This window comes from Mesorhizobium sp. P170090, assembly GCF_057786115.1.
Genome location: NZ_JBYNWH010000001.1, coordinates 5,151,961 through 5,170,055, shown reverse-complemented (window position 1 = coordinate 5,170,055; position 18,095 = coordinate 5,151,961). Strand labels below are relative to the sequence as shown.

Here is an 18,095-nt window from a genome sequence, read left to right as displayed (position 1 = left end):
GATGCAGGTCGAATATATCGGTGCCTTCAATGTCGTGCTCGGCGTGATTGGGCGTTTCTGGCCGGTCTGGTTAGGGCTTGCCCTGGTGATGGGGGCGAGCTTCACCTACAAGAAAAGGCTCGGCCTCTACGGCCAGCTGTTCGATAGCGGCGTCGGCATAGTCGGTGTCGGCATCTGCCTGTTCTGGCTGTTCACGGCAATCTTCGCGTCGACCGTCGCGCCCTTCGATCCGCTCGCCCAGGTCCCGATCATGAAGGATGCGCTGCCGGGCGCGCTCGAGCCGGTATCGAAACTCATCTACTATTTCGGCGGCGACAAGCTCGCCCGCGATGTCTTTTCGCGCATGGTCTATGGCAGCCAGATCGTGCTGATCATCGCACCGGCTGCGACCGGTTTCGCGCTGATGGTCGGCATCACGCTCGGTCTGCCCGCCGGCTACTATGGCGGCCGGATCGACACTGTGCTGTCCTTCCTGGCCAATCTGGTGCTGGCCTTCCCGGTGATCCTGCTGTTTTACCTGCTGGTGACGCCGGGCATCATGGATACGCCGATCCCCTACGCCATGGCCGGGCTGTTCTTCCTGTTCCCGATCATCTTCTTTTCGGTGCTGTTCTGGACCCGCTACAAGAACCGGCCGGACCGCCTCTATATATTGCTCGGGCTGACGCTGGTCATCGGCGGCTGGGTCTATGCCGGCCTGGTGTTCGACGCCGATCCGTTCAAGATCATCCACATCGATCCCAACCAGCTCAACATCTTCGTGGCGGTGGTGTTCGCCTCCAGCCCCGGCGTGTTCCGCATCGTGCGCGGCCTGGTGATGGACATCAAGACGCGCGACTATGTGGCGGCGGCGCAGACGCGCGGTGAATCGCCCTGGTACATCATGCTGTGGGAGATCCTGCCCAATGCGCGCGGACCGCTGATCGTCGATGCCTGCCTGCGCATCGGCTACACCACGATCCTGCTCGGCACGCTCGGCTATTTCGGGCTGGGCCTGGCGCCGGAGAGCCCGGATTGGGGCACCGCGATCAAGGACGCCAGCCGCCTGCTGCGCTCGTTCATCCACCCGGCGCTGCCGCCGACAATCGCGCTGATGTCGTTCGTGCTGGGCTTGAACCTGCTTGCCGACTCGCTGCGCGAACAATCGATGAAAGACTGATCTGCGGGTTTCGGCCCCGCGAGCATAAAAATAGGATTGGAGCGACCCATGAATGAGGCAGTTCGAAATCCCGGCAACCCGACCCTTGGGCCAAGCGCTGCGCCGATCATCGAGATCGAGAACCTGTCGATCTCCTTCTTCACCCGCAAGGGCGAGATCCCTGCCGTCATGGACTTTTCCTGCACGGTGATGCCGGGCGAAGCCATGGGCATCGTCGGCGAGTCCGGCTGCGGCAAGTCGACCGTGTCGCTCGGCATCATGCGCGACCTCTCCAACATCGGAAAGATCGTCGGCGGCAAGATCAAGTTCCAGGGCAAGGACATGGGCGAGCTGTCCGACGAGGAGTTGCGCTCCATCCGCGGCAACAAGATCGCCATGATCTACCAGGAGCCGATGGCGAGCCTCAATCCGGCGATGAAGGTCGGCCAGCAATTGATGGAAGTGCCGCTGATCCACGACAAGGTGTCGAAGGAAGAGGCTTACAAAAGGGCGCTCGAAATGGTGCGCTCGGTGAGATTGCCCGATCCCGAACGGATGATGCGTTCCTATCCGCACCAGCTGTCCGGTGGCCAGCAGCAGCGCATCGTCATTGCCATGGCGCTGCTGTCGAAACCGGCGCTGCTTCTGCTCGACGAGCCGACGACGGCGCTCGACGTGACGGTGGAGGCCGGCATCGTCGAACTGGTCAAGGGGCTGGGCGAGAAGTTCGGCACGTCGATGATCTTCGTGTCGCACAATCTCGGCCTCATCCTCGAGACCTGCGACCGCATCACGGTGATGTATTCGGGCGAAGCGGTCGAGACCGGCAAGATCAAGGACGTGTTCGACCGGATGCGTCACCCCTATACGCAAGGGCTGTTCCGCTCGATTCCGCTGCCGGGCGCCGACAAGAATTCGCGGCCGCTGATCTCTATCCCCGGCCAGTTGCCGCTGCCGCATGAGCGGCCCAAGGGCTGCAATTTCGGGCCGCGCTGCCACCATTTCGTCGAGGGCGTCTGCAACGCCGCCGAAATCCCGATGATCGAGGTCGCCGGTCACGAAGGGCATTTCTCGCGCTGCGTGCGCTTCAACGAGATCGACTGGGAAGCGCTGCCTCCCGGCGCCAAGAAGGTCAATGAGAAGGTCGTGCCCGGCGCCCCGGTGCTCAAGATCGAGGATTTGAGAAAATACTACAAGGTCGGCGGCAGCGAAGTGTTCGGCTCCAGCGAAGGCCGCGTCGTCAAGGCCAATGAGACGATCTCGTTCATGGCGCGCGAATCCGAGACCGTCGCCATCGTCGGCGAGTCCGGCTGTGGAAAGTCGACGCTGGCCAAGGTCCTGCTCGGGCTGGAGACGGCAAGTGCCGGCACAGTGACGCTGGGCAACAAGGAGATCCAGTCGACGGGCATCGAGAAGCGCAGCGTCGAAACGGTGTCATCGATCCAGATGGTGTTCCAGAACCCGTTCGATACGCTCAATCCCAGCCACTCCGTCGGTTCGCAGATCATCCGCACGCTGGAAAAATTCAAAGTCGGCAACAATGTCGCCGAGCGGCGCAAGCGCATGCTGGAGCTGCTTGACCTGGTGAAGCTGCCGCGGGCCTTCGAGACGCGCAAGCCGCGTCAGCTCTCAGGCGGCCAGAAGCAGCGCATCGGCGTGGCGCGTGCCTTTGCCGGCGATGCCAAGGTGGTGGTGGCCGACGAGCCGGTGTCGGCACTCGACGTCTCGGTGCAGGCGGCGGTGACCGAGCTGCTGATGGACATCCAGCGCAAGAACAAGACGACGATGCTGTTCATCAGTCACGATCTGTCCGTCGTGCGCTACATCGCCGACCGGGTCGTCGTCATGTATCTCGGCTACATCGTCGAGCAGGGTACGACCGACCAGATCTTCGCGCCGCCCTACCACCCCTACACCGAGGCGCTTCTGTCGGCGATCCCGATCGCCGACACCAGCGTGGTCAAACGGCACATCGTGCTCGAAGGCGATATCCCGTCGGCGATGAACCCGCCGAGCGGCTGCCCGTTCCAGACGCGCTGCGGCTACAAGAGGCTGGTGCCGGACAATCTGTGCGAGACCAAGGTGCCGCCGGTGAAGCATCTCGGCGATGGCCATATGAGCCTGTGCTGGCTGTCGGACGATGTGCTGGCGACGATGGAGCCGGTGATCAAGTTCGACAGGGAACACGCAGCGCATGAGGGCGTGCCGGAAGACGCACCGGATGGGATCGGCCCCGGTTTCGCCGGCGAACCGCCGAAGCGCCCGCATGGCAAGAAGCCGAGCTGACCAGCCATAGAGGCAATGCCGCTCGTTGGCGCATTGCCGCAGCGTCGCCATAGCTCAAGGAACGACAGCTACGTTCGCTTGAATATTGCTGTCCATTGCTTTATGTGATGCGTGATGTTTGATGCGCGGTAGGGAGCATGTTGTGAGAACCACACTTGCAATCGATGACGATGTCCTACTTGCGGCCAAGGCCATGGCGCGACAGCAGGATCGCAGCGTTGGCGACGTCATTTCCGATCTGGCTCGCCGCTCACTGCGCAGGCCCCCGACCGGCGGTGAACGCAACGGCATCCCCTTGCTTGCATCGCGGCCCGACGGCCCGATGGTCGATCTCGAAATGGTCAATGCGCTTCGCGACGAATTGCCGTGACCTTCCTGCTCGACGTCAATGTGTTGATTGCGTTGATCGATCCGGCTCACGTCGCGCATGAAGATGCCCATCGGTGGTTCCAATCCACCGGGCATTTATCATGGGCAACATGTCCCATTACCGAGAATGGCGTCATCAGGATTGTAAGCAACCCGAAATACCCCAATTCTCCGGGTTCGCCCGCCGTGGTGGCGCAGATTGTCGGCAAGCTGCATGCCCTTTCAGGACATCAGTTCTGGCCTGACGAGATCAGCCTTGTCGGTTCCAACGACATCGATGCAGCCAGGATCCTCACCCCGGCACAGGTAACGGATAGCTATCTGTTGGGACTCGCCAAGGCGCGTGACGGCCAATTGGCGACGTTTGACCGAAAGCTGTCGACGGCAGCGGTAAAGGGAGGGAGGTCGATCCTCCACCTGATCCCAAGCGAATGAATAGCTGAGTTCCGCTTCGATCGCAAACTGCGTGGCTGCAAGACCGCTTGGCAACGTCAGCTGCCGCATTGCTGCAGCTGTTCGGCATAGTCGCGGGCCATCTTTTCGGTCGCCCTGGCATAGCCCTGCACGCCGGCATCGCCACGGTTACCGCGGCCGTAGGCGGTCCAGCCGAGATAGTAGGCGAGATAGAGATTGTAGGTGTCGTTGCGGGCGACGCCGAACGTGTCTGATGTCTTGGAATGATACCAGCCGACGAAATCGACGGCATCGGCAAACTTGGTCCGCCTCGCCGCCCAGCTGCCGGTTTCGCTCTGATATTGCGACCAGGTGCCGTCGAGCGCCTGCGAGAAACCAGTGGCTGACGAGACATGTTTCCACGGAATGAAGCCGAGCAGTTTGGTACGCGGCGGCCTGGCATTGCTCTTGAAACCGGATTCCTTGCGCACCGTCGCCATCAGCACGGGGACGGGGACGCCGTATTTCTGCGAGGCGCGCTCGGCGGCCGACTGCCAGTTGTCGAACCAGCCGTCGTTCTGGTCGAAGACGGCGCAGAGATTGTTGATATGGTTGGGCGGCGTCGCGCAGGCCGGCAAAGCCAGCAGCACGCCAACCGCTACAATTTTACTCAAACTCGAACTACGCATTGGAAAACGAATAGGCCGAAATCATAAAGGGAATCTTGCGGCGTTTCTTAACGGCTTGCCGGCCCGGCTGCGCTGAGCGGGCCTGTATCATTATTCCGACCTTTCGCGTCGCCTTTATCTCCGTCGCAATTCAAAAATGCCGCCTCCGCTAAAATCACGCCCGCCAAGGGCGGATTTTTGACAGCGATCTCCGGATGCCGGCGCTCTGATGCCAGGCATGAATGAACCAAGACGCAAGCGCGGCGCGGAGCGAACCAGCAACCGGGGGCCTGCCGTCATCCCGCAACTTCCACTGCGGCGGGTGACCAATCCCTATCCGCCGATGGCGATGCTCTCAGTCGACCAGGTCGAAACGATCCACCAGGCATCGATGCATATTCTGGAAAATTTCGGCATCGAGGTGATGTCTCAGCGGGCGCTGGCGCTGTTCGAGAAGGCGGGCGCAAAGGTCGACCATGCAACGGCGAACGTCCGCATCGACCGGGGCCTTGTCGCCGAGGCGCTGAAGACCACGCAGTCCAGCTACCGGCTGACGCCGCGCAACCCCGCCAACACCATTCATCTCGGCGGCAACACGATCAATTTCACCCTCGTCGCCGGGCCGCCCAATGTGCACGACATGGAGCGCGGCCGGCGCGCTGGAAACTTGCACGACTATGCCGATCTGACCCGGCTGGCGCAGCATTTCAACTGCATCCACATGCTCGGCAACCAGGTCTGCGCGCCGGTGGAACTGCCGGCGAACACCAGGCACATGGATACCTATTTCACCAATCTGACGCTGACCGACAAATCCTTCCATGTCTCGGCGATCGGACGAGGCCGGGCGCTGGACGGCATCGAGATGATGGCAATCGCGCGCGGGCTGACGCTGGACGAAATGCGCGATGATCCCGGCATTGCCACCATCATCTCGGTCAACTCGCCGCGGCGTTTCGACGAGATGATGGCCGAAGGGCTGATGACCATGGCCGAGTTCGGCCAGTCGGTGGCGGTGACGCCGTTCACGCTGATGGGCGCGATGAGCCCGGTGACGCTCGCCGGCGCCCTGGCGCAGCAGAATGCCGAGGCGCTGTTCGGCGTGGTGCTGACGCAACTGGTGCGCCCCGGCGCGCCAGTGATGTACGGCGCCTTCACCTCCAACGTCGACATGAAGTCGGGCGCGCCGGCCTTCGGAACGCCGGAGAACACCAAGGCCAACATCGCCTCGGGGCAATTGGCGCGGCGCTACAATCTGCCCTACCGCACGACACCGGGGTCGGCGTCGAATGCGGCGGACGCGCAAGGCGCCTACGAGACGCTGATGGCGCTGTGGGGCGCTGTGCTCGGCCACGGCAACCTCGTCTATCATGCCGCCGGCTGGCAGGAGGGCGGGCTGACGGCATCGTTCGAAAAGCTCATCATTGATGTCGAGATGATCCAGCACATGATGGAGTTCTTGCGCCCGATCGTCGTCGATGAGGCCGAGCTTGCGGTCGAGGCATTGGGTGCGGTGCCGACCGGCGGCCATTTCTTCGGCGAACCGCACACGCTGGAGCGCTATGCCACCGCCTTCTACCAGCCGATGCTGTCCAACTGGCAGAATTACGAGGCCTGGCAGGAAGCCGGCGGCCTCGACACGACGGCGCGCGCGACCCGGCTGTGGAAGAAGGCGCTGGAAGACTATGTCGAGCCGGTGATGGATATCGCCGTGCGCGAGGCGCTGGAGGCGTATGTGGCCAGGCGCAAGGAAGCGATCGGGCAGGGCGAGCCGTGACTTTTTCAGCGTCGGCGCGCGGCCCCCCTCTGTCCTGCCGGACATCTCCCCCTCAAGGGGGGAGATTGGCTGTCACGTCTTCCTTCGCCAATCACCAACGCTGAAAAGAAAGCGGCGATGCAGACGCTGCTGATCTCCCCCCTTGAGGGGGAGATGGCCGGCAGGCCAGAGGGGGGTCGCTTGGCGCTTCCTTTTCCGATTCATCCTACGTTCCCAACTCATTGATAACAGAGAAAAACTCATGAAATCGCATGCAAAGGTCGTGGTCATTGGCGGTGGCGTCGTCGGGTGTTCGGTGCTGTTCCATCTGGCGCGTCATGGCTGGACCGATGTCGTGCTTTTGGAGCGCGACGAGCTGACCTCCGGCTCGACCTGGCATGCGGCCGGCGGCATGCACACGATCAATGGCGACCCCAACGTCGCCAAGCTGCAGAAATACACGATCTCGCTCTACAAGGAGATCGAGGAGCTGTCGGGACAGGCGACCGGCGTACATCTGACCGGCGGCGTGCTTCTGGCGGCAACCGAGGCGCGGCTCGACTGGCTGCGCGGCGTCGTCGCCAAGGGGCGTTACCTCGGCATCGACCTCGAGGAGATATCGGCCAATGAAGCGGCCGAGCTGATGCCGCTGCTCGACCCGAAACAATTCGTCGGTGCCGTCCGCAACAAGGAGGACGGCCATCTCGATCCCTCTGGCGTTACGCATGCCTATGCCAAGGCCGCGCGGAAACTGGGCGCCGAGGTCGAGCGCTTCACCAAGGTCGAGGACATTGTGCGCCGGCCCGACGGCATGTGGCGCGTCATCACCAACAAGGGCGAAGTGGTGGCCGAGCATGTCGTCAATGCCGGCGGGTTATGGGCGCGCGAGGTCGGCCGCATGGTCGGGCTGGAGCTGCCGGTGCTGGCAATGGAGCACATGTACCTGATCACCGAGGATATGCCCGAGGTGGCGGCTTGGAACGCCAAGACCGGGACCGAGATCATCCATGCCGTCGATTTCGATGGTGAGCTGTACCTGCGCCAGGAGCGCGGCGGCATGCTGATGGGCACGTACGAGAAGGCCAACAAGGTCTGGTCCGAATTCCAGACGCCGTGGAATTTCGGTCATGAACTGCTGGAGCCGGACATCGACCGCATCGCGCCGTCGCTCGAAGTCGGCTTCCTGCATTTCCCGGCCTTCGAGAGGACCGGCATCAAGCAGATCATCAACGGGCCCTTCACCTTTGCACCGGACGGCAATCCGCTGGTTGGGCCGGTGCGCGGGCTACCGGGTTTCTGGGTCGCCTGCGGCGTCATGGCGGGCTTTTCACAAGGCGGCGGCGTCGGCCTGGCGCTGTCCAACTGGATGATCGAGGGCGATCCCGGCGCCGACATCTGGGCGATGGATGTCGCGCGCTACGGCGACTGGGCGACGATGGCCTACACCAATGCCAAGGTGCGCGAGAACTATTCGCGCCGCTTCTCGATCCGCTTCCCCAATGAGGAACTGCCCGCGGGGCGGCAGCTGAAGACGACTCCGATCTACGATCTGCTATCGGCCAAGGGCGCGCAATGGGGCGTGTCCTATGGGCTGGAAGTGCCGCTATGGTTTGCGCCCGAGGGTGTCAGGGACGAGTTCTCGTGGCGGCGGTCCAGCGATTTTTCCCATGTCGCCAATGAGGTCGCGACGGTTCGTGAGAGCGTCGGCCTGGCGGAGATTTCGAACTTCGCCAAATACAAGGTGACGGGAGAAGGGGCGGCCGCTTGGCTCGACCTGATCTTTGCCTGCAAGTTGCCCAAGCCAGGCCGCATGACGCTGGCGCCGATGCTGAAGGATGACGGCAAGCTCATCGGCGATTTCACGCTGGCCAATATCGGTGCCCCCAATTCCAACGGGACCGAGTGGTTCATCGCCGGCTCCGGCATTGCCGAGCAATATCATATGCGCTGGTTCGAGGCGCATTTACCTGCGGATAGCTCAGTGCGCATAGAGGCGCTGGGCCAGAGGCTGACCGGCCTCGCCATTGCGGGGCCCAAGGCGAGGGAGGTGCTGGCAAAGGTCAGCCGCGCGGATGTCGCCAACACCGCATTCCCCTTCATGGCGGTCGCGAAAATGGACATCGGCACGGCGCCGTGCCTGGTCGGCCGCGTCAGCTACACCGGCGATCTCGGCTACGAGATCTGGGTGGCGCCGGAATATCAGCGCGCTGCCTTCCAGGCGTTGATGGCGGCAGGCGAGGAATTCGGCCTCGGCCTGTTCGGCTCGCGCGCGCTCAATGCGCTGCGGCTGGAGAAAAACTACGGCTCATGGGCGCGCGAATACCGGCCGATCTACGGGCCGCTGGAGGCCGGGCTCGACCGTTTCGTCGCCTATGGCAAGGATGCCGATTTCGTCGGCAAGGCCGGCGCTCTTGCCGAGCGCAAGCAGGGCGGCAAGCTCAGGCTGCGCACATTTATCCTAGATGCCGACGATGCCGATGTCATCGGCGACGAGCCGATCTGGTACGATGGCGCGGTGCGCGGCTGGGTGACGTCGGGCGGCTATGCGCATCACTCGAAGAAATCCGTCGCCATCGGCTATGTGCCGAAGGAGATCGCAGACAAGAGCGACGGCTTCGAAATCGAACTTTTGGGCAAGCGCCACGCGGCGCGCGTTCAGGCAGCGCCGCTCTTTGACGCGAACTTCGAGCGAATGCGCGCCTGAAGCGCTTCGGCTTCGCCGAGGCGCTTCAGATTCTTGTTTTGTGCAAGTCGTTTTTTGTGTAAGTCGTTATCCCAAAACCGCTGCGCACTTTTGGGCGACATGCATCAGGCGCGTCAGGTGCTGCGGCGGTTGTCGAGCGCGAAGGCGCCGGCGCCGGCAAACACCAGATAGAGGAAGATGAAGCAGAAGGAGATCGCGGCATCGCCGCTGTTGTTGACCGGGAAGAAGTCGCGCGGGTAGTGCGCCATGAAATAGGCGATGGCCATCTCGCCGGCCAGCAGGAACGCGACCGGGCGGGTGAACAGACCGAGCGCCAGCAGGATGCCACCGGCGAATTCCAGGATGCCTGCCGTCGCCGTCAGGCCGGTAAGAGCGTGAGGCTCGGCGCTGACCGGAAAATTGAACAGTTTCTGCGAGCCATGCTCGATGAACTGCAGGGCTGTGATGATGCGCAGGACGCCGAGTGCCTGCGGCTGAAATCTGGCGAGACCGTCAAAAAGCTTCATCTAAACTCCATTTTTCCAACCATGTGGCCCGGCCATAAATCATCACCCGGCGCTGGACCATTCACTTCCCATGGCCTGTCATCAACAATCGGTGATTGCAATTATTTCCAGTCTGACTTCGAAATTTGCTCTCGTTATGGTTGCATAAATCTCGTTAAGGTTGTATATCTGCGAGTAGACACTCCAAACCAGACGGGTTCCTTCGCCATGAAAAAAGTCGCCATCAGCCTGTTCGCAATCCTCGCAAGCACCAGTTTCGCCGTGGCCGCTGATGCTGGCTGCGATGCCTTCAAATGGCCGGTAACACGCGAGCAGGAACTGTTTCCGGCAGCGCCCGCCGCGCAGTCAGGTGCCTCTCTTGCTTTTGGCGAAGCCGCGGATATGGCGCTGGAGCCGGTCGATGCGGTCAGCTTCACGGTCTCACCGCAACGCGCGCCGGCAGCCGGCACGTTCGGCGCGACGGCAAATGTGGCCGTGCCAACGCAAGGAGAGCTCCAGATCAGCCTGTCCGATGAGGCCTGGGTCGACGTCATTCAGGATGGCCAGGCCGTGAAATCAGCCGGTTTCAGCGGCGTGAAGACCTGCCTCGGCGTCCGCAAGAGCCTGCGCTTCAAGCTGACGCCTGGCGCAGCCACGATCCAGCTCAGCGGCGCCAGGAAAGAGAACCTCAAGGTTGCGGTGCTGGCGCCGGAGTGACCGCGCCCGGACGCGCCTCTCATCGCACCAGCGGCGCGATGAGAGCAGTTCCGTGCAGGCGAGTACCGGAGGGGATCAGCGGCCCGGCGCGATCAGCGCGAAATAAGCGCCTTGCGGATCGGTGAACTGGGCAATCCATTGGCCGGTCGGCACCGGCATCGGACCCATGACGATCTTGCCGCCATTGTCGGTGACGCGTTTGGCGGCTGCGTCGATGGCATCGACATTGAAGTAGAACAGCCACACCGGCACCGGCAGCTGTTGTGGCTTGTTCATGATGCCGCCGCCGGATTCAGGGCCGGCCGAGAAGGTCTGATAGATGCCCATCTCGCCGACGTCCATGCTACCGGCATCGGTCCAGCCGAACTGGCTTGAATAGAAATCGAAGGCCTTCTGGCGGTCGGCCGCATAAAGCTCGTGCCAGCCGACATGGCCCGGCGTCGTTGCCGGAAGGACGGGCTGGTCGGGACCATTGGGCTGCAGGAACATGAAGGCGGCGCCTTGCGGGTCGGCGACGACGGAGAAACGGCCGACGCCGGGAATGTCGTCGGGTTCGCGGTGAACAGCCCCGCCGGCGGCTTTCAGTGCCTCGGTCGAGGCATCGGTATCGCTGGTGTGGATATAGCCGAACCAGGCCGGCTTCAGACCCGTCCTGGCTGCTTCCTCGGGCAGGGTCATCAGCCCGCCGACGCCACGCTCGGCGGAGTTCACCACGATATAGCGCGGCATGCCGGGCGCCTTGTCGAAGGGCTCGGCCCGCCAGCCGACCACGCTCGTGTAGAACGCTTGCGCCGCATCGAGGTCGCTGGTCATCAACTCGTACCAGAAGAAGGGCATTGGGGATTTCGGCATTTTCGGTCTCCTCACCTTCATGCATAGATCGTCGTCCGATCCATCAAAGGACGTTTCAGCGACGCGAATCCGACAGCGAAGCGGAGAAAGTTCAACGGCTGCGTTGACACATCGTTCCGCACTTCGTCCCGCTCGACGCCTTGCACGTGCGGCGGTTTTCGACTTTCCTTGGGCAAACGAGGGGTAGTCGTTTCATGCGCCTTATGTCGCTCACGCCTGAGCTTGTGTCACTGTGTCATCGCGAAGAGGTCGATCCCGGGCCGGACGGCAGCTGGACGCAGCTGAACGACGAGGATTTTCGCACGCTTGCCTTACAGCTCTCCGACGAAGCCGATGCGGGGCCGTTATGGGTGTTCGCCTATGGCTCGCTGATCTGGAAGCCGGCTTTCGAGTCCGTCGAACGCCAGCGCGCCACTGCGTTTGGCTGGCATCGCTCCTTCTGCCTCGACATGGTGCGCTGGCGCGGCAGCGTCGCGCAGCCGGGGCTGATGATGGCGCTCGAACGCGGCGGCCGATGCGACGGCGTCATCTACCGCCTGCCCGACGGCGACAAGCCGCAGCAGATCGAAAGACTGCTGCGGCGCGAGATCGACGACCATGAGAGTGTCAGCTCGGTCCGGTGGGTTCCCGTGCGCACGGAGCAGGGCCGGATACGGGCGCTCGGCTTCTGGGTCGGGGTGACTGGCAGGGGAACGTCGCTCGGGCAGCCGCTGGACACGGTGGCGGGGGTGCTTGCCAGAGCCTGCGGCCATGTCGGCTCGGGCGCGGAATATCTCTACAACACCGTCAGCCACCTCGAGGAATTCGGCATCCGCGACCGCAATCTGTGGCGGCTGCAGCAACTGGTTGCCGACGAGATCAGGTCGATCCATGGCGGCCGCTCAGATGCCAGCCTACAGCTGGCACCTTCGTAGCGAACAGCCACCAATCTTGGCCTGTGCCGGAGCGTATGCGGTTTCAAGGCGTTTCGCTCCCCGGGTGATCAGATCCAAGAAGGAGTGGCTTCACGAGCAATGACCTCAACCGTGCATTCGAGACTGAGCAGCAGAAAATGCGTACAGTCTTCTGTCGGGCCAAGTGTCGATCGCAACCAGTGCGAGTTCTCCACTCGCAGGATCGGCCACCTGTAGGAGGCTTGCCTGCCAGATCCAATCAATGGGATCGAGGTGTCCGCACGGATTTTGGTCAGTCCCAGCATGTCATCATGGGCAGCCAGGGCTACTACCCCTTGAAAATCGATCTTGAGAGTTCGTTCCGATGTCCCGAAGTCGCCTTCGACGGTCAGCTCAAAGTTATTGTCGGATTTTAGACGCCACACCTGACAGGCAGCCAGAGGTAAATCTCCCACGGGCTCCCACCGGTGAGCCGTCTCCCTATCATCGGTCATCGCCTTCTCCGTTGAATGAAAGCCGCGCATCGTGCTCAAGCGCCCTATCATTTCGCGCTGGCCTGGAACAGCTTGCCGCGACTTGGAGCTTATCGCGCTCCCCTCTTTGAGGACGCAACCGTCACTCATAACATGAGCAACTAAATCATATTACCAGCTAATCTTTTCAGCGGCTTGGGTCGAAAATTGACCAATTGATAAAAAAATAAAACGTGCTAGCCTTCCCCAAAACGAAAACAGGGGAACTGACGATGCCAGAAGGCCAGTTCAAGGACGGCATTGCCGGCGGCCGGCTTGCCGCCGACCAGTACGCCGAGAATTTTTCCGATCTGCATCCGCCGCTCGATCACCACGAAGCGCTGGTCGAATCCGATCGCTGCTATTTCTGCTACGACGCGCCGTGCATGAATGCATGCCCGACCTCGATCGACATTCCGCTGTTCATCCGCCAGATATCGACCGGCAACCCGATCGGTTCGGCCAAGACGATTTTCGACCAGAACATACTGGGTGGCATGTGCGCCCGCGTCTGCCCGACCGAGACGCTTTGCGAAGAGGTCTGCGTGCGCGAGGTGGCGGAAGGCAAGCCGGTGCAGATCGGCCGCCTGCAACGCTACGCCACCGATGTCGCCATGGCCGAGCACAAGCAGTTTTATCCGCGCGCTGAATTGACCGGCAAGTCGGTCGCCGTCGTGGGCGCCGGACCGGCCGGTCTTGCCGCGGCCCACCGGCTCGCCCGCCAGGGCCATGACGTCACCATTCTGGAAGCCCGCCCGAAGGCCGGCGGCCTCAATGAATATGGCATCGCCGCCTACAAGAGCATCGACAATTTCGCCCAGGCCGAGGTCGACTATGTCACGGGGATCGGCGGCATCGATATCCATAACGGCAAGGCGCTCGGCCGCGACTACCAGCTGTCGGACCTGATCCTGAATTACGATGCCGTCTTCCTCGGCATGGGGCTAGGCGGCGTGAATGCGTTGCGCGCGGATGGCGAGGACGCCGATGGCGTTGTCAATGCGGTCGAGTTCATCGCCGAGCTACGCCAGGCCAGCGATCTCGCGAGCCTGCCGGTCGGCCGGCGCGTCGTCGTCATCGGCGGCGGCATGACGGCGATCGATGCCGCGGTGCAGTCGAAGCTGCTCGGCGCCGAGCAGGTGACGATCTGCTACCGGCGCGGCCAGGAGCACATGAACGCCTCCGAGTTCGAGCAGGATCTGGCCGCGGCCAACGGCGTCACCATCCGCCACTGGCTGCAGCCGAAGCGGGTCATCGCCGAGGCTGGCAAAGTGTCGGGCATCGAGCTCGAATACACCGCCATGAACGGGGACAGGCTTGCCGGCACGGGCGAGACGCTGACGCTTACTGCCGACCAGGTGTTCAAGGCCATCGGCCAGAGCTTTGTGCCGGCCGCGCTTAATGGAAGCGGCGCCTCGATCGATCTTGAAGCCGGCCGCATCAAGGTCGATGCGGAAGGCCGCACCTCGCTCGCCAATGTCTGGGCCGGCGGCGACTGCATCTTCGGCGGCGACGATTTGACGGTCTCGGCCGTCGCGCAAGGCCGCGACGCGGCGGAGAGCATCAACCGGGCACTGGCTGGAGGAAGCTGGAATGCCTAACGTCGTCAAGTTCGTTGGAGCTTTAAGCACGAGCCTGTTGCTGTTTTCTGCCAACGCCTCGGCGGCTCATCGTGTGACCAGATATTTTGATCAACCGGACGTTCGCGCAGGGGAGGCGTTCTCTCCTATGCTTGGGTGCGGGAACGAGGAGCTCATCTCTGGAGGTTACGCGCTTGATATCCCGCCGGCCAACCCTACTGCGTTGGTTGTATCGGCAAGTTATCCGTTTAGCGACCATGTGTGGCAGGTCGTCGTCCGAAACGTTTCGAGTGAGCCTGTAGCAGTTCAGATGACTCTTGTTGTGATCTGTAGCTAGCGGGAGAGTTATGACCGACATCCGCAACAATTTCGTCGGCATCAAATCGCCCAATCCGTTCTGGTTGGCCTCGGTAAAGCCGACCCGCTTGATCAACCGGGCACTGCGATGATCGCGCCGATCCTCGCTGCCGTCATCGGCACCGCGGCAATGCCGGCGGCTTCACCGGACTATTGGCTCTATGCGCAATGGTGTGACCAGAAGGGTGAAGAGCGGATGTCCGTCGAGGCATCCGGTGTCGGCTTCAGCGAGCACACGATCTGCCAATGGACATCCGGGCCGCCAAGCGGCGATCATGTTGAGACAAAGATTTCATGCGCCAGCGTCTATCTCAACGGGGACGAGACCGTGCGCATGGACGAAAGAATGGTCGGGTTGGAGGCGCGCAAGGGCGATCCGGACCAGATCACGGTAACGGTCGAAGGCGAACCGCCATCGGTTTTTCTTCGATGCGAGGAATGATCGCAGGCAACGCTTTGAGGTGGCGGTAAGCCCGCCACGGCCAGAGGAGAAAGACCCATGGCAGACATCCGCAACAATTTCGTCGGCATCAAATCGCCCAATCCGTTCTGGCTGGCTTCGGCGCCGCCGACCGACAAGGCCTACAATGTCATCCGCGCCTTCAAGGCGGGCTGGGGCGGCGTCGTGTGGAAGACGCTGGGCGAAGAAGGTCCGCCGGTGGTCAACGTCAACGGCCCGCGTTATGGCGCGATCTGGGGGGCGGACCGGCGCCTGCTCGGCCTCAACAATATCGAGCTGATCACCGACCGCGATTTGCAGGTCAATCTGCGCGAGATCAAGCAGGTCAAGAAGGATTGGCCCGACCGCGCCATCGTCGTCTCACTGATGGTGCCATGCGTCGAGGAAAGCTGGAAGGCGATCCTGCCGGTGGTCGAGGAGACCGAAGCCGACGGCATCGAGCTCAATTTCGGTTGCCCGCACGGCATGTCGGAACGCGGCATGGGCGCGGCTGTCGGCCAGGTGCCTGAATACATCGAAATGGTGGTGCGCTGGTGCAAGGCCAACACCCGCATGCCTGTCATCACCAAGCTGACGCCGAATATCACCGATGTGCGCAAGCCGGCGCGCGCCGCACTCTCCGGCGGAACCGACGCGGTGTCGCTGATCAACACCATCAACTCGATCACCGGCGTCGACCTCGACAGTTTCGCGCCGCAGCCGACCATCGACGGCAAGGGCTCGCATGGCGGCTATTGCGGCCCGGCGGTGAAGCCGATCGCCATGAACATGGTGGCCGAGATCGCCCGCGATCCGGAAACGCGCGGCCTGCCGATCTCCGGCATTGGCGGCATCACCACCTGGCGCGATGCGGCTGAATTCATGGCGCTCGGCGCCGGCAATGTGCAGGTGTGCACGGCGGCGATGACTTACGGCTTCAAGATCGTGCAGGAGATGATCGCCGGTCTCGAAAACTGGATGGACGAGAAAGGCCACGCCTCGCTCAACGACATTGTCGGCCGCGCCACGCCCAACGTCACCGACTGGCAGTATCTCAACCTCAACTACATCGCCAAGGCGCATATCGACCAGGACGCCTGCATCAAATGCGGCCGCTGCCACATCGCCTGCGAGGACACTTCGCACCAGGCGATCACCAACATGGTCGACGGCGTCAGGCATTTCGAGGTGGTCGAGGCCGAATGCGTCGGCTGCAATCTGTGCGTCAATGTCTGCCCGGTCGAGAACTGCATCACTATGGAGCCGCTGGCCGCCGGCGTGATGGACCAGCGCACCGGCAAGCCGGTGTCGCCGGTCTATGCCAATTGGACGACACACCCGAACAACCCGATGGCCAAGGTGGCTGCGGAGTAGGGAACGGGTCGAAGAAAAAAGCGGCGCTTTCGAGCGCCGTTTTTCATTTTCCTATTGCAGATAGAATTTATCTAGGATAAAAGATATCCATGAATAGGAGCGCAACATCATGAAGCTGGGCGAGGGTGTAGAAGCGGCCATCCATTGCGCGGCCACACTGGCCAGCGTGGAGGGCAACAGCACGATGCCGGGTGCTGCTTTGGCAGAGTCCTTCGGCCTGTCGCCGAGCTATCTGCTGAAACATCTGAACCAGCTGACTACTGCGCGCATCCTGGAATCGGTGCCGGGACCGGCGGGCGGCTACCGGCTGGCGCGTCCGGCCGAGCGCATCACGCTGCTCGACATCGTGCTTGCGGTCGAGGGTCGCGAGCCGGCCTTCCGCTGCGGCGAGATCCGCCAGCGCGGCCCGGTCAAGATCGATGCTTCGGCCTATGTGAAGCCGTGCGGCATCAATGCCGCGATGCTGAAAGCCGAGCGTGCCTATCGTGCCGCTCTCGCGGAAACCCGGTTGTCCGACATCGTGGCTGACTACAAGGCCGAAGGCGATCCGCGATCGTTTGCCGCCAGCTGTGCCTTTGTGGCGCGCCATCAGCGGCCGCAGAAACCCGCTTCGACCAAACAGATTTAATCCCCCGCCAAACAGATGTGAAAGGAAAGACGATGAAACAGAGACTGCAATTCTTCGCCAAGGCGCCTGAGATCATGAAAGCCATGTCGGCGCTTAACAAGGCGGTCGACGAATGCGGGCTTGAAGTGAGCCTGCTGCATTTGATCAAGCTCCGTGCCTCGCAGATCAATGGCTGCTCCTACTGCGTCGAGATGCACAGCCGCGAGGCAAGGCGCGACGGCGAAACCGAGACACGGCTCTATCTGGTTTCGGCCTGGAAGGAATTGCCGCTGTTTTCCGAACGTGAACGCGCGGCCCTTGCCTGGACCGAGGCAACGACCCTGATCGCCAACAATGGCGTTGCGGACGAACTCTATGCCCGCACGCTCGAGCACTTCTCGGAAGAGGAACTGGTCAAGCTGTCGGTCGCGATCGGCATGATCAACACCTGGAACCGGCTCTGCATCCCGTTCCACGCCATTCACCCGACGCCGGCTGCCAAAGCAGCCTGACCGTCCGGTTTGTGGAGCGCCGTCGAGAGGGCGGCGCTCCACCTGTTTCATGCTTAAGTACGGGGAAGATTTCATGCCTGTCGATTTGCCTTCGACCCTGTTGTTTCTCGGCCGCCTGTTGCTTGGCGGCGCCTTCGTTGTCGCGGGACTGCGCAATGTTCAAAACGAGGCGTTCCTGACCGGGCTGATGGCCGCGCGCGGCGTGCCGCAGGCGAGATTGGCGTTGTGGGCCGGCATCGTCCTGCAGACCATTGCCGGCGCGCTGGTGATGGCCGGCCTGTGGACCGCGATCGCCAGTGCTGTGCTGGTGCTGTTTCTCATTGTCGCGACGCCGATGTTCCACAATTTCTGGGACCATGAGGGTCCCGACCGGGCGTCGCGCATCAACGGCTTTGTCGGCAATGTCGCGCTCGCGGGTGGATTTCTAACGCTGATCGCGCAGTCGCTGTAAGG

At 62.2% G+C, this 18,095-nt stretch carries 19 protein-coding genes; 15 read left to right on the top strand and 4 right to left on the bottom strand.

Annotated features, from left to right (window positions below):
* The first annotated feature begins 1 nt into the window (after position 1).
* The 4 genes from AC3EML_RS25100 to AC3EML_RS25085 all read left to right on the top strand — a co-directional run bounded on the left by AC3EML_RS25100 (position 2) and on the right by AC3EML_RS25085 (position 4,228).
* Positions 2 to 1,159, top strand: coding sequence for an ABC transporter permease (locus AC3EML_RS25100; protein ID WP_352522042.1), 1,158 nt, complete (start codon positions 2 to 4; stop codon positions 1,157 to 1,159).
* A gap of 48 nt (positions 1,160 to 1,207) precedes the next feature.
* The gene (locus AC3EML_RS25095; RefSeq protein WP_023668190.1) at positions 1,208 to 3,424 is read left to right on the top strand and encodes a dipeptide ABC transporter ATP-binding protein; all 2,217 of its coding nucleotides are present in this window, start codon (positions 1,208 to 1,210) and stop codon (positions 3,422 to 3,424) included.
* 142 nt (positions 3,425 to 3,566) lie between these two features.
* Positions 3,567 to 3,794 (top strand): hypothetical protein, encoded by a 228-nt coding sequence (locus AC3EML_RS25090; protein WP_023668191.1) that lies wholly within the window; start codon positions 3,567 to 3,569, stop codon positions 3,792 to 3,794.
* The gene (locus AC3EML_RS25085; RefSeq protein WP_023682204.1) at positions 3,791 to 4,228 is read left to right on the top strand and encodes a TA system VapC family ribonuclease toxin; all 438 of its coding nucleotides are present in this window, start codon (positions 3,791 to 3,793) and stop codon (positions 4,226 to 4,228) included. The genes AC3EML_RS25090 and AC3EML_RS25085 overlap by 4 nt, the downstream gene beginning before the upstream one ends.
* Positions 4,229 to 4,284: 56 nt before the next feature.
* On the opposite strand, the gene AC3EML_RS25080 is transcribed toward AC3EML_RS25085, so the two are convergent.
* A complete protein-coding gene (locus AC3EML_RS25080) occupies positions 4,285 to 4,875 on the bottom strand; it encodes a transglycosylase SLT domain-containing protein (RefSeq protein WP_352522043.1) in 591 nt (196 codons plus the stop codon).
* A 217-nt stretch (positions 4,876 to 5,092) separates the two neighbouring features.
* On the opposite strand from AC3EML_RS25080, the gene AC3EML_RS25075 reads away from it, so the two are divergent.
* Both AC3EML_RS25075 and AC3EML_RS25070 read left to right on the top strand, forming a co-directional pair.
* A complete protein-coding gene (locus AC3EML_RS25075) occupies positions 5,093 to 6,631 on the top strand; it encodes a trimethylamine methyltransferase family protein (RefSeq protein WP_352522044.1) in 1,539 nt (512 codons plus the stop codon).
* Between the two features lie 241 nt (positions 6,632 to 6,872).
* Complete coding sequence (locus AC3EML_RS25070) at positions 6,873 to 9,314, top strand: GcvT family protein (protein WP_352522045.1); 2,442 nt, start codon at positions 6,873 to 6,875, stop codon at positions 9,312 to 9,314.
* Positions 9,315 to 9,427: 113 nt separating this feature from the next.
* On the opposite strand, the gene AC3EML_RS25065 is transcribed toward AC3EML_RS25070, so the two are convergent.
* A complete protein-coding gene (locus AC3EML_RS25065) occupies positions 9,428 to 9,820 on the bottom strand; it encodes a DoxX family protein (protein ID WP_023699646.1) in 393 nt (130 codons plus the stop codon).
* A 207-nt stretch (positions 9,821 to 10,027) separates the two neighbouring features.
* On the opposite strand from AC3EML_RS25065, the gene AC3EML_RS25060 reads away from it, so the two are divergent.
* Positions 10,028 to 10,516 (top strand): hypothetical protein, encoded by a 489-nt coding sequence (locus AC3EML_RS25060; protein WP_023699645.1) that lies wholly within the window; start codon positions 10,028 to 10,030, stop codon positions 10,514 to 10,516.
* A 75-nt stretch (positions 10,517 to 10,591) separates the two neighbouring features.
* Here the strand turns inward: AC3EML_RS25060 and AC3EML_RS25055 are convergent, their stop codons facing one another.
* Positions 10,592 to 11,368 carry a VOC family protein gene (locus tag AC3EML_RS25055; protein ID WP_023699644.1) on the bottom strand — a complete coding sequence of 259 codons (777 nt, stop codon included), beginning with the start codon at positions 11,366 to 11,368 and terminating at the stop codon, positions 10,592 to 10,594.
* Positions 11,369 to 11,562: 194 nt separating this feature from the next.
* Between AC3EML_RS25055 and AC3EML_RS25050 the strand changes: the two genes are divergently transcribed.
* Positions 11,563 to 12,282: a gamma-glutamylcyclotransferase gene (locus AC3EML_RS25050; protein WP_023699643.1), complete on the top strand. Its 720-nt coding sequence runs from the start codon at positions 11,563 to 11,565 to the stop codon at positions 12,280 to 12,282.
* 68 nt (positions 12,283 to 12,350) lie between these two features.
* Here the strand turns inward: AC3EML_RS25050 and AC3EML_RS25045 are convergent, their stop codons facing one another.
* A complete protein-coding gene (locus AC3EML_RS25045; protein WP_352446045.1) occupies positions 12,351 to 12,755 on the bottom strand; it encodes a hypothetical protein in 405 nt (134 codons plus the stop codon).
* Between the two features lie 251 nt (positions 12,756 to 13,006).
* Here AC3EML_RS25045 and AC3EML_RS25040 point away from each other — a divergent pair, with 251 nt between their 5' ends.
* From AC3EML_RS25040 to AC3EML_RS25010, 7 genes are all read left to right on the top strand, one after another.
* Positions 13,007 to 14,374, top strand: coding sequence for an NAD(P)-dependent oxidoreductase (locus AC3EML_RS25040; RefSeq protein ID WP_488505337.1), 1,368 nt, complete (start codon positions 13,007 to 13,009; stop codon positions 14,372 to 14,374).
* Positions 14,367 to 14,690, top strand: a complete 324-nt coding sequence (locus tag AC3EML_RS25035) for a hypothetical protein (protein WP_023729384.1) — start codon at positions 14,367 to 14,369, stop codon at positions 14,688 to 14,690. The genes AC3EML_RS25040 and AC3EML_RS25035 overlap by 8 nt, the downstream gene beginning before the upstream one ends.
* A gap of 108 nt (positions 14,691 to 14,798) precedes the next feature.
* Positions 14,799 to 15,152, top strand: coding sequence for a hypothetical protein (locus AC3EML_RS25030; RefSeq protein ID WP_352522046.1), 354 nt, complete (start codon positions 14,799 to 14,801; stop codon positions 15,150 to 15,152).
* Between the two features lie 57 nt (positions 15,153 to 15,209).
* A complete protein-coding gene (gene preA / locus AC3EML_RS25025) occupies positions 15,210 to 16,523 on the top strand; it encodes an NAD-dependent dihydropyrimidine dehydrogenase subunit PreA (protein WP_023749913.1) in 1,314 nt (437 codons plus the stop codon).
* 109 nt (positions 16,524 to 16,632) lie between these two features.
* Positions 16,633 to 17,151 carry an RrF2 family transcriptional regulator gene (locus tag AC3EML_RS25020; protein WP_352522047.1) on the top strand — a complete coding sequence of 173 codons (519 nt, stop codon included), beginning with the start codon at positions 16,633 to 16,635 and terminating at the stop codon, positions 17,149 to 17,151.
* A 32-nt stretch (positions 17,152 to 17,183) separates the two neighbouring features.
* Entirely contained in the window at positions 17,184 to 17,642 is a 459-nt protein-coding gene (locus AC3EML_RS25015) for a carboxymuconolactone decarboxylase family protein (protein WP_488505336.1), read from the top strand.
* 73 nt (positions 17,643 to 17,715) lie between these two features.
* Positions 17,716 to 18,093 (top strand): DoxX family protein, encoded by a 378-nt coding sequence (locus AC3EML_RS25010; RefSeq protein ID WP_352522049.1) that lies wholly within the window; start codon positions 17,716 to 17,718, stop codon positions 18,091 to 18,093.
* Positions 18,094 to 18,095 lie beyond the last annotated feature (2 nt).

Bases quoted from the DNA above. Each gene is read 5' to 3' on its own strand.
- AC3EML_RS25100 (WP_352522042.1), top strand. From the start codon at position 2: ATGCAGGTCGAATATATCGGTGCCTTCAATGTCGTGCTCGGCGTGATT.
- AC3EML_RS25095 (WP_023668190.1), top strand. From the start codon at position 1,208: ATGAATGAGGCAGTTCGAAATCCCGGCAACCCGACCCTTGGGCCAAGC.
- AC3EML_RS25080 (WP_352522043.1), bottom strand. From the start codon at position 4,875: ATGCGTAGTTCGAGTTTGAGTAAAATTGTAGCGGTTGGCGTGCTGCTG.
- AC3EML_RS25075 (WP_352522044.1), top strand. From the start codon at position 5,093: ATGAATGAACCAAGACGCAAGCGCGGCGCGGAGCGAACCAGCAACCGG.
- AC3EML_RS25070 (WP_352522045.1), top strand. From the start codon at position 6,873: ATGAAATCGCATGCAAAGGTCGTGGTCATTGGCGGTGGCGTCGTCGGG.
- AC3EML_RS25065 (WP_023699646.1), bottom strand. From the start codon at position 9,820: ATGAAGCTTTTTGACGGTCTCGCCAGATTTCAGCCGCAGGCACTCGGC.
- AC3EML_RS25060 (WP_023699645.1), top strand. From the start codon at position 10,028: ATGAAAAAAGTCGCCATCAGCCTGTTCGCAATCCTCGCAAGCACCAGT.
- AC3EML_RS25055 (WP_023699644.1), bottom strand. From the start codon at position 11,368: ATGCCGAAATCCCCAATGCCCTTCTTCTGGTACGAGTTGATGACCAGC.
- AC3EML_RS25050 (WP_023699643.1), top strand. From the start codon at position 11,563: ATGCGCCTTATGTCGCTCACGCCTGAGCTTGTGTCACTGTGTCATCGC.
- AC3EML_RS25045 (WP_352446045.1), bottom strand. From the start codon at position 12,755: ATGACCGATGATAGGGAGACGGCTCACCGGTGGGAGCCCGTGGGAGAT.
- AC3EML_RS25040 (WP_488505337.1), top strand. From the start codon at position 13,007: ATGCCAGAAGGCCAGTTCAAGGACGGCATTGCCGGCGGCCGGCTTGCC.
- AC3EML_RS25035 (WP_023729384.1), top strand. From the start codon at position 14,367: ATGCCTAACGTCGTCAAGTTCGTTGGAGCTTTAAGCACGAGCCTGTTG.
- AC3EML_RS25030 (WP_352522046.1), top strand. From the start codon at position 14,799: ATGATCGCGCCGATCCTCGCTGCCGTCATCGGCACCGCGGCAATGCCG.
- preA (WP_023749913.1), top strand. From the start codon at position 15,210: ATGGCAGACATCCGCAACAATTTCGTCGGCATCAAATCGCCCAATCCG.
- AC3EML_RS25020 (WP_352522047.1), top strand. From the start codon at position 16,633: ATGAAGCTGGGCGAGGGTGTAGAAGCGGCCATCCATTGCGCGGCCACA.
- AC3EML_RS25015 (WP_488505336.1), top strand. From the start codon at position 17,184: ATGAAACAGAGACTGCAATTCTTCGCCAAGGCGCCTGAGATCATGAAA.
- AC3EML_RS25010 (WP_352522049.1), top strand. From the start codon at position 17,716: ATGCCTGTCGATTTGCCTTCGACCCTGTTGTTTCTCGGCCGCCTGTTG.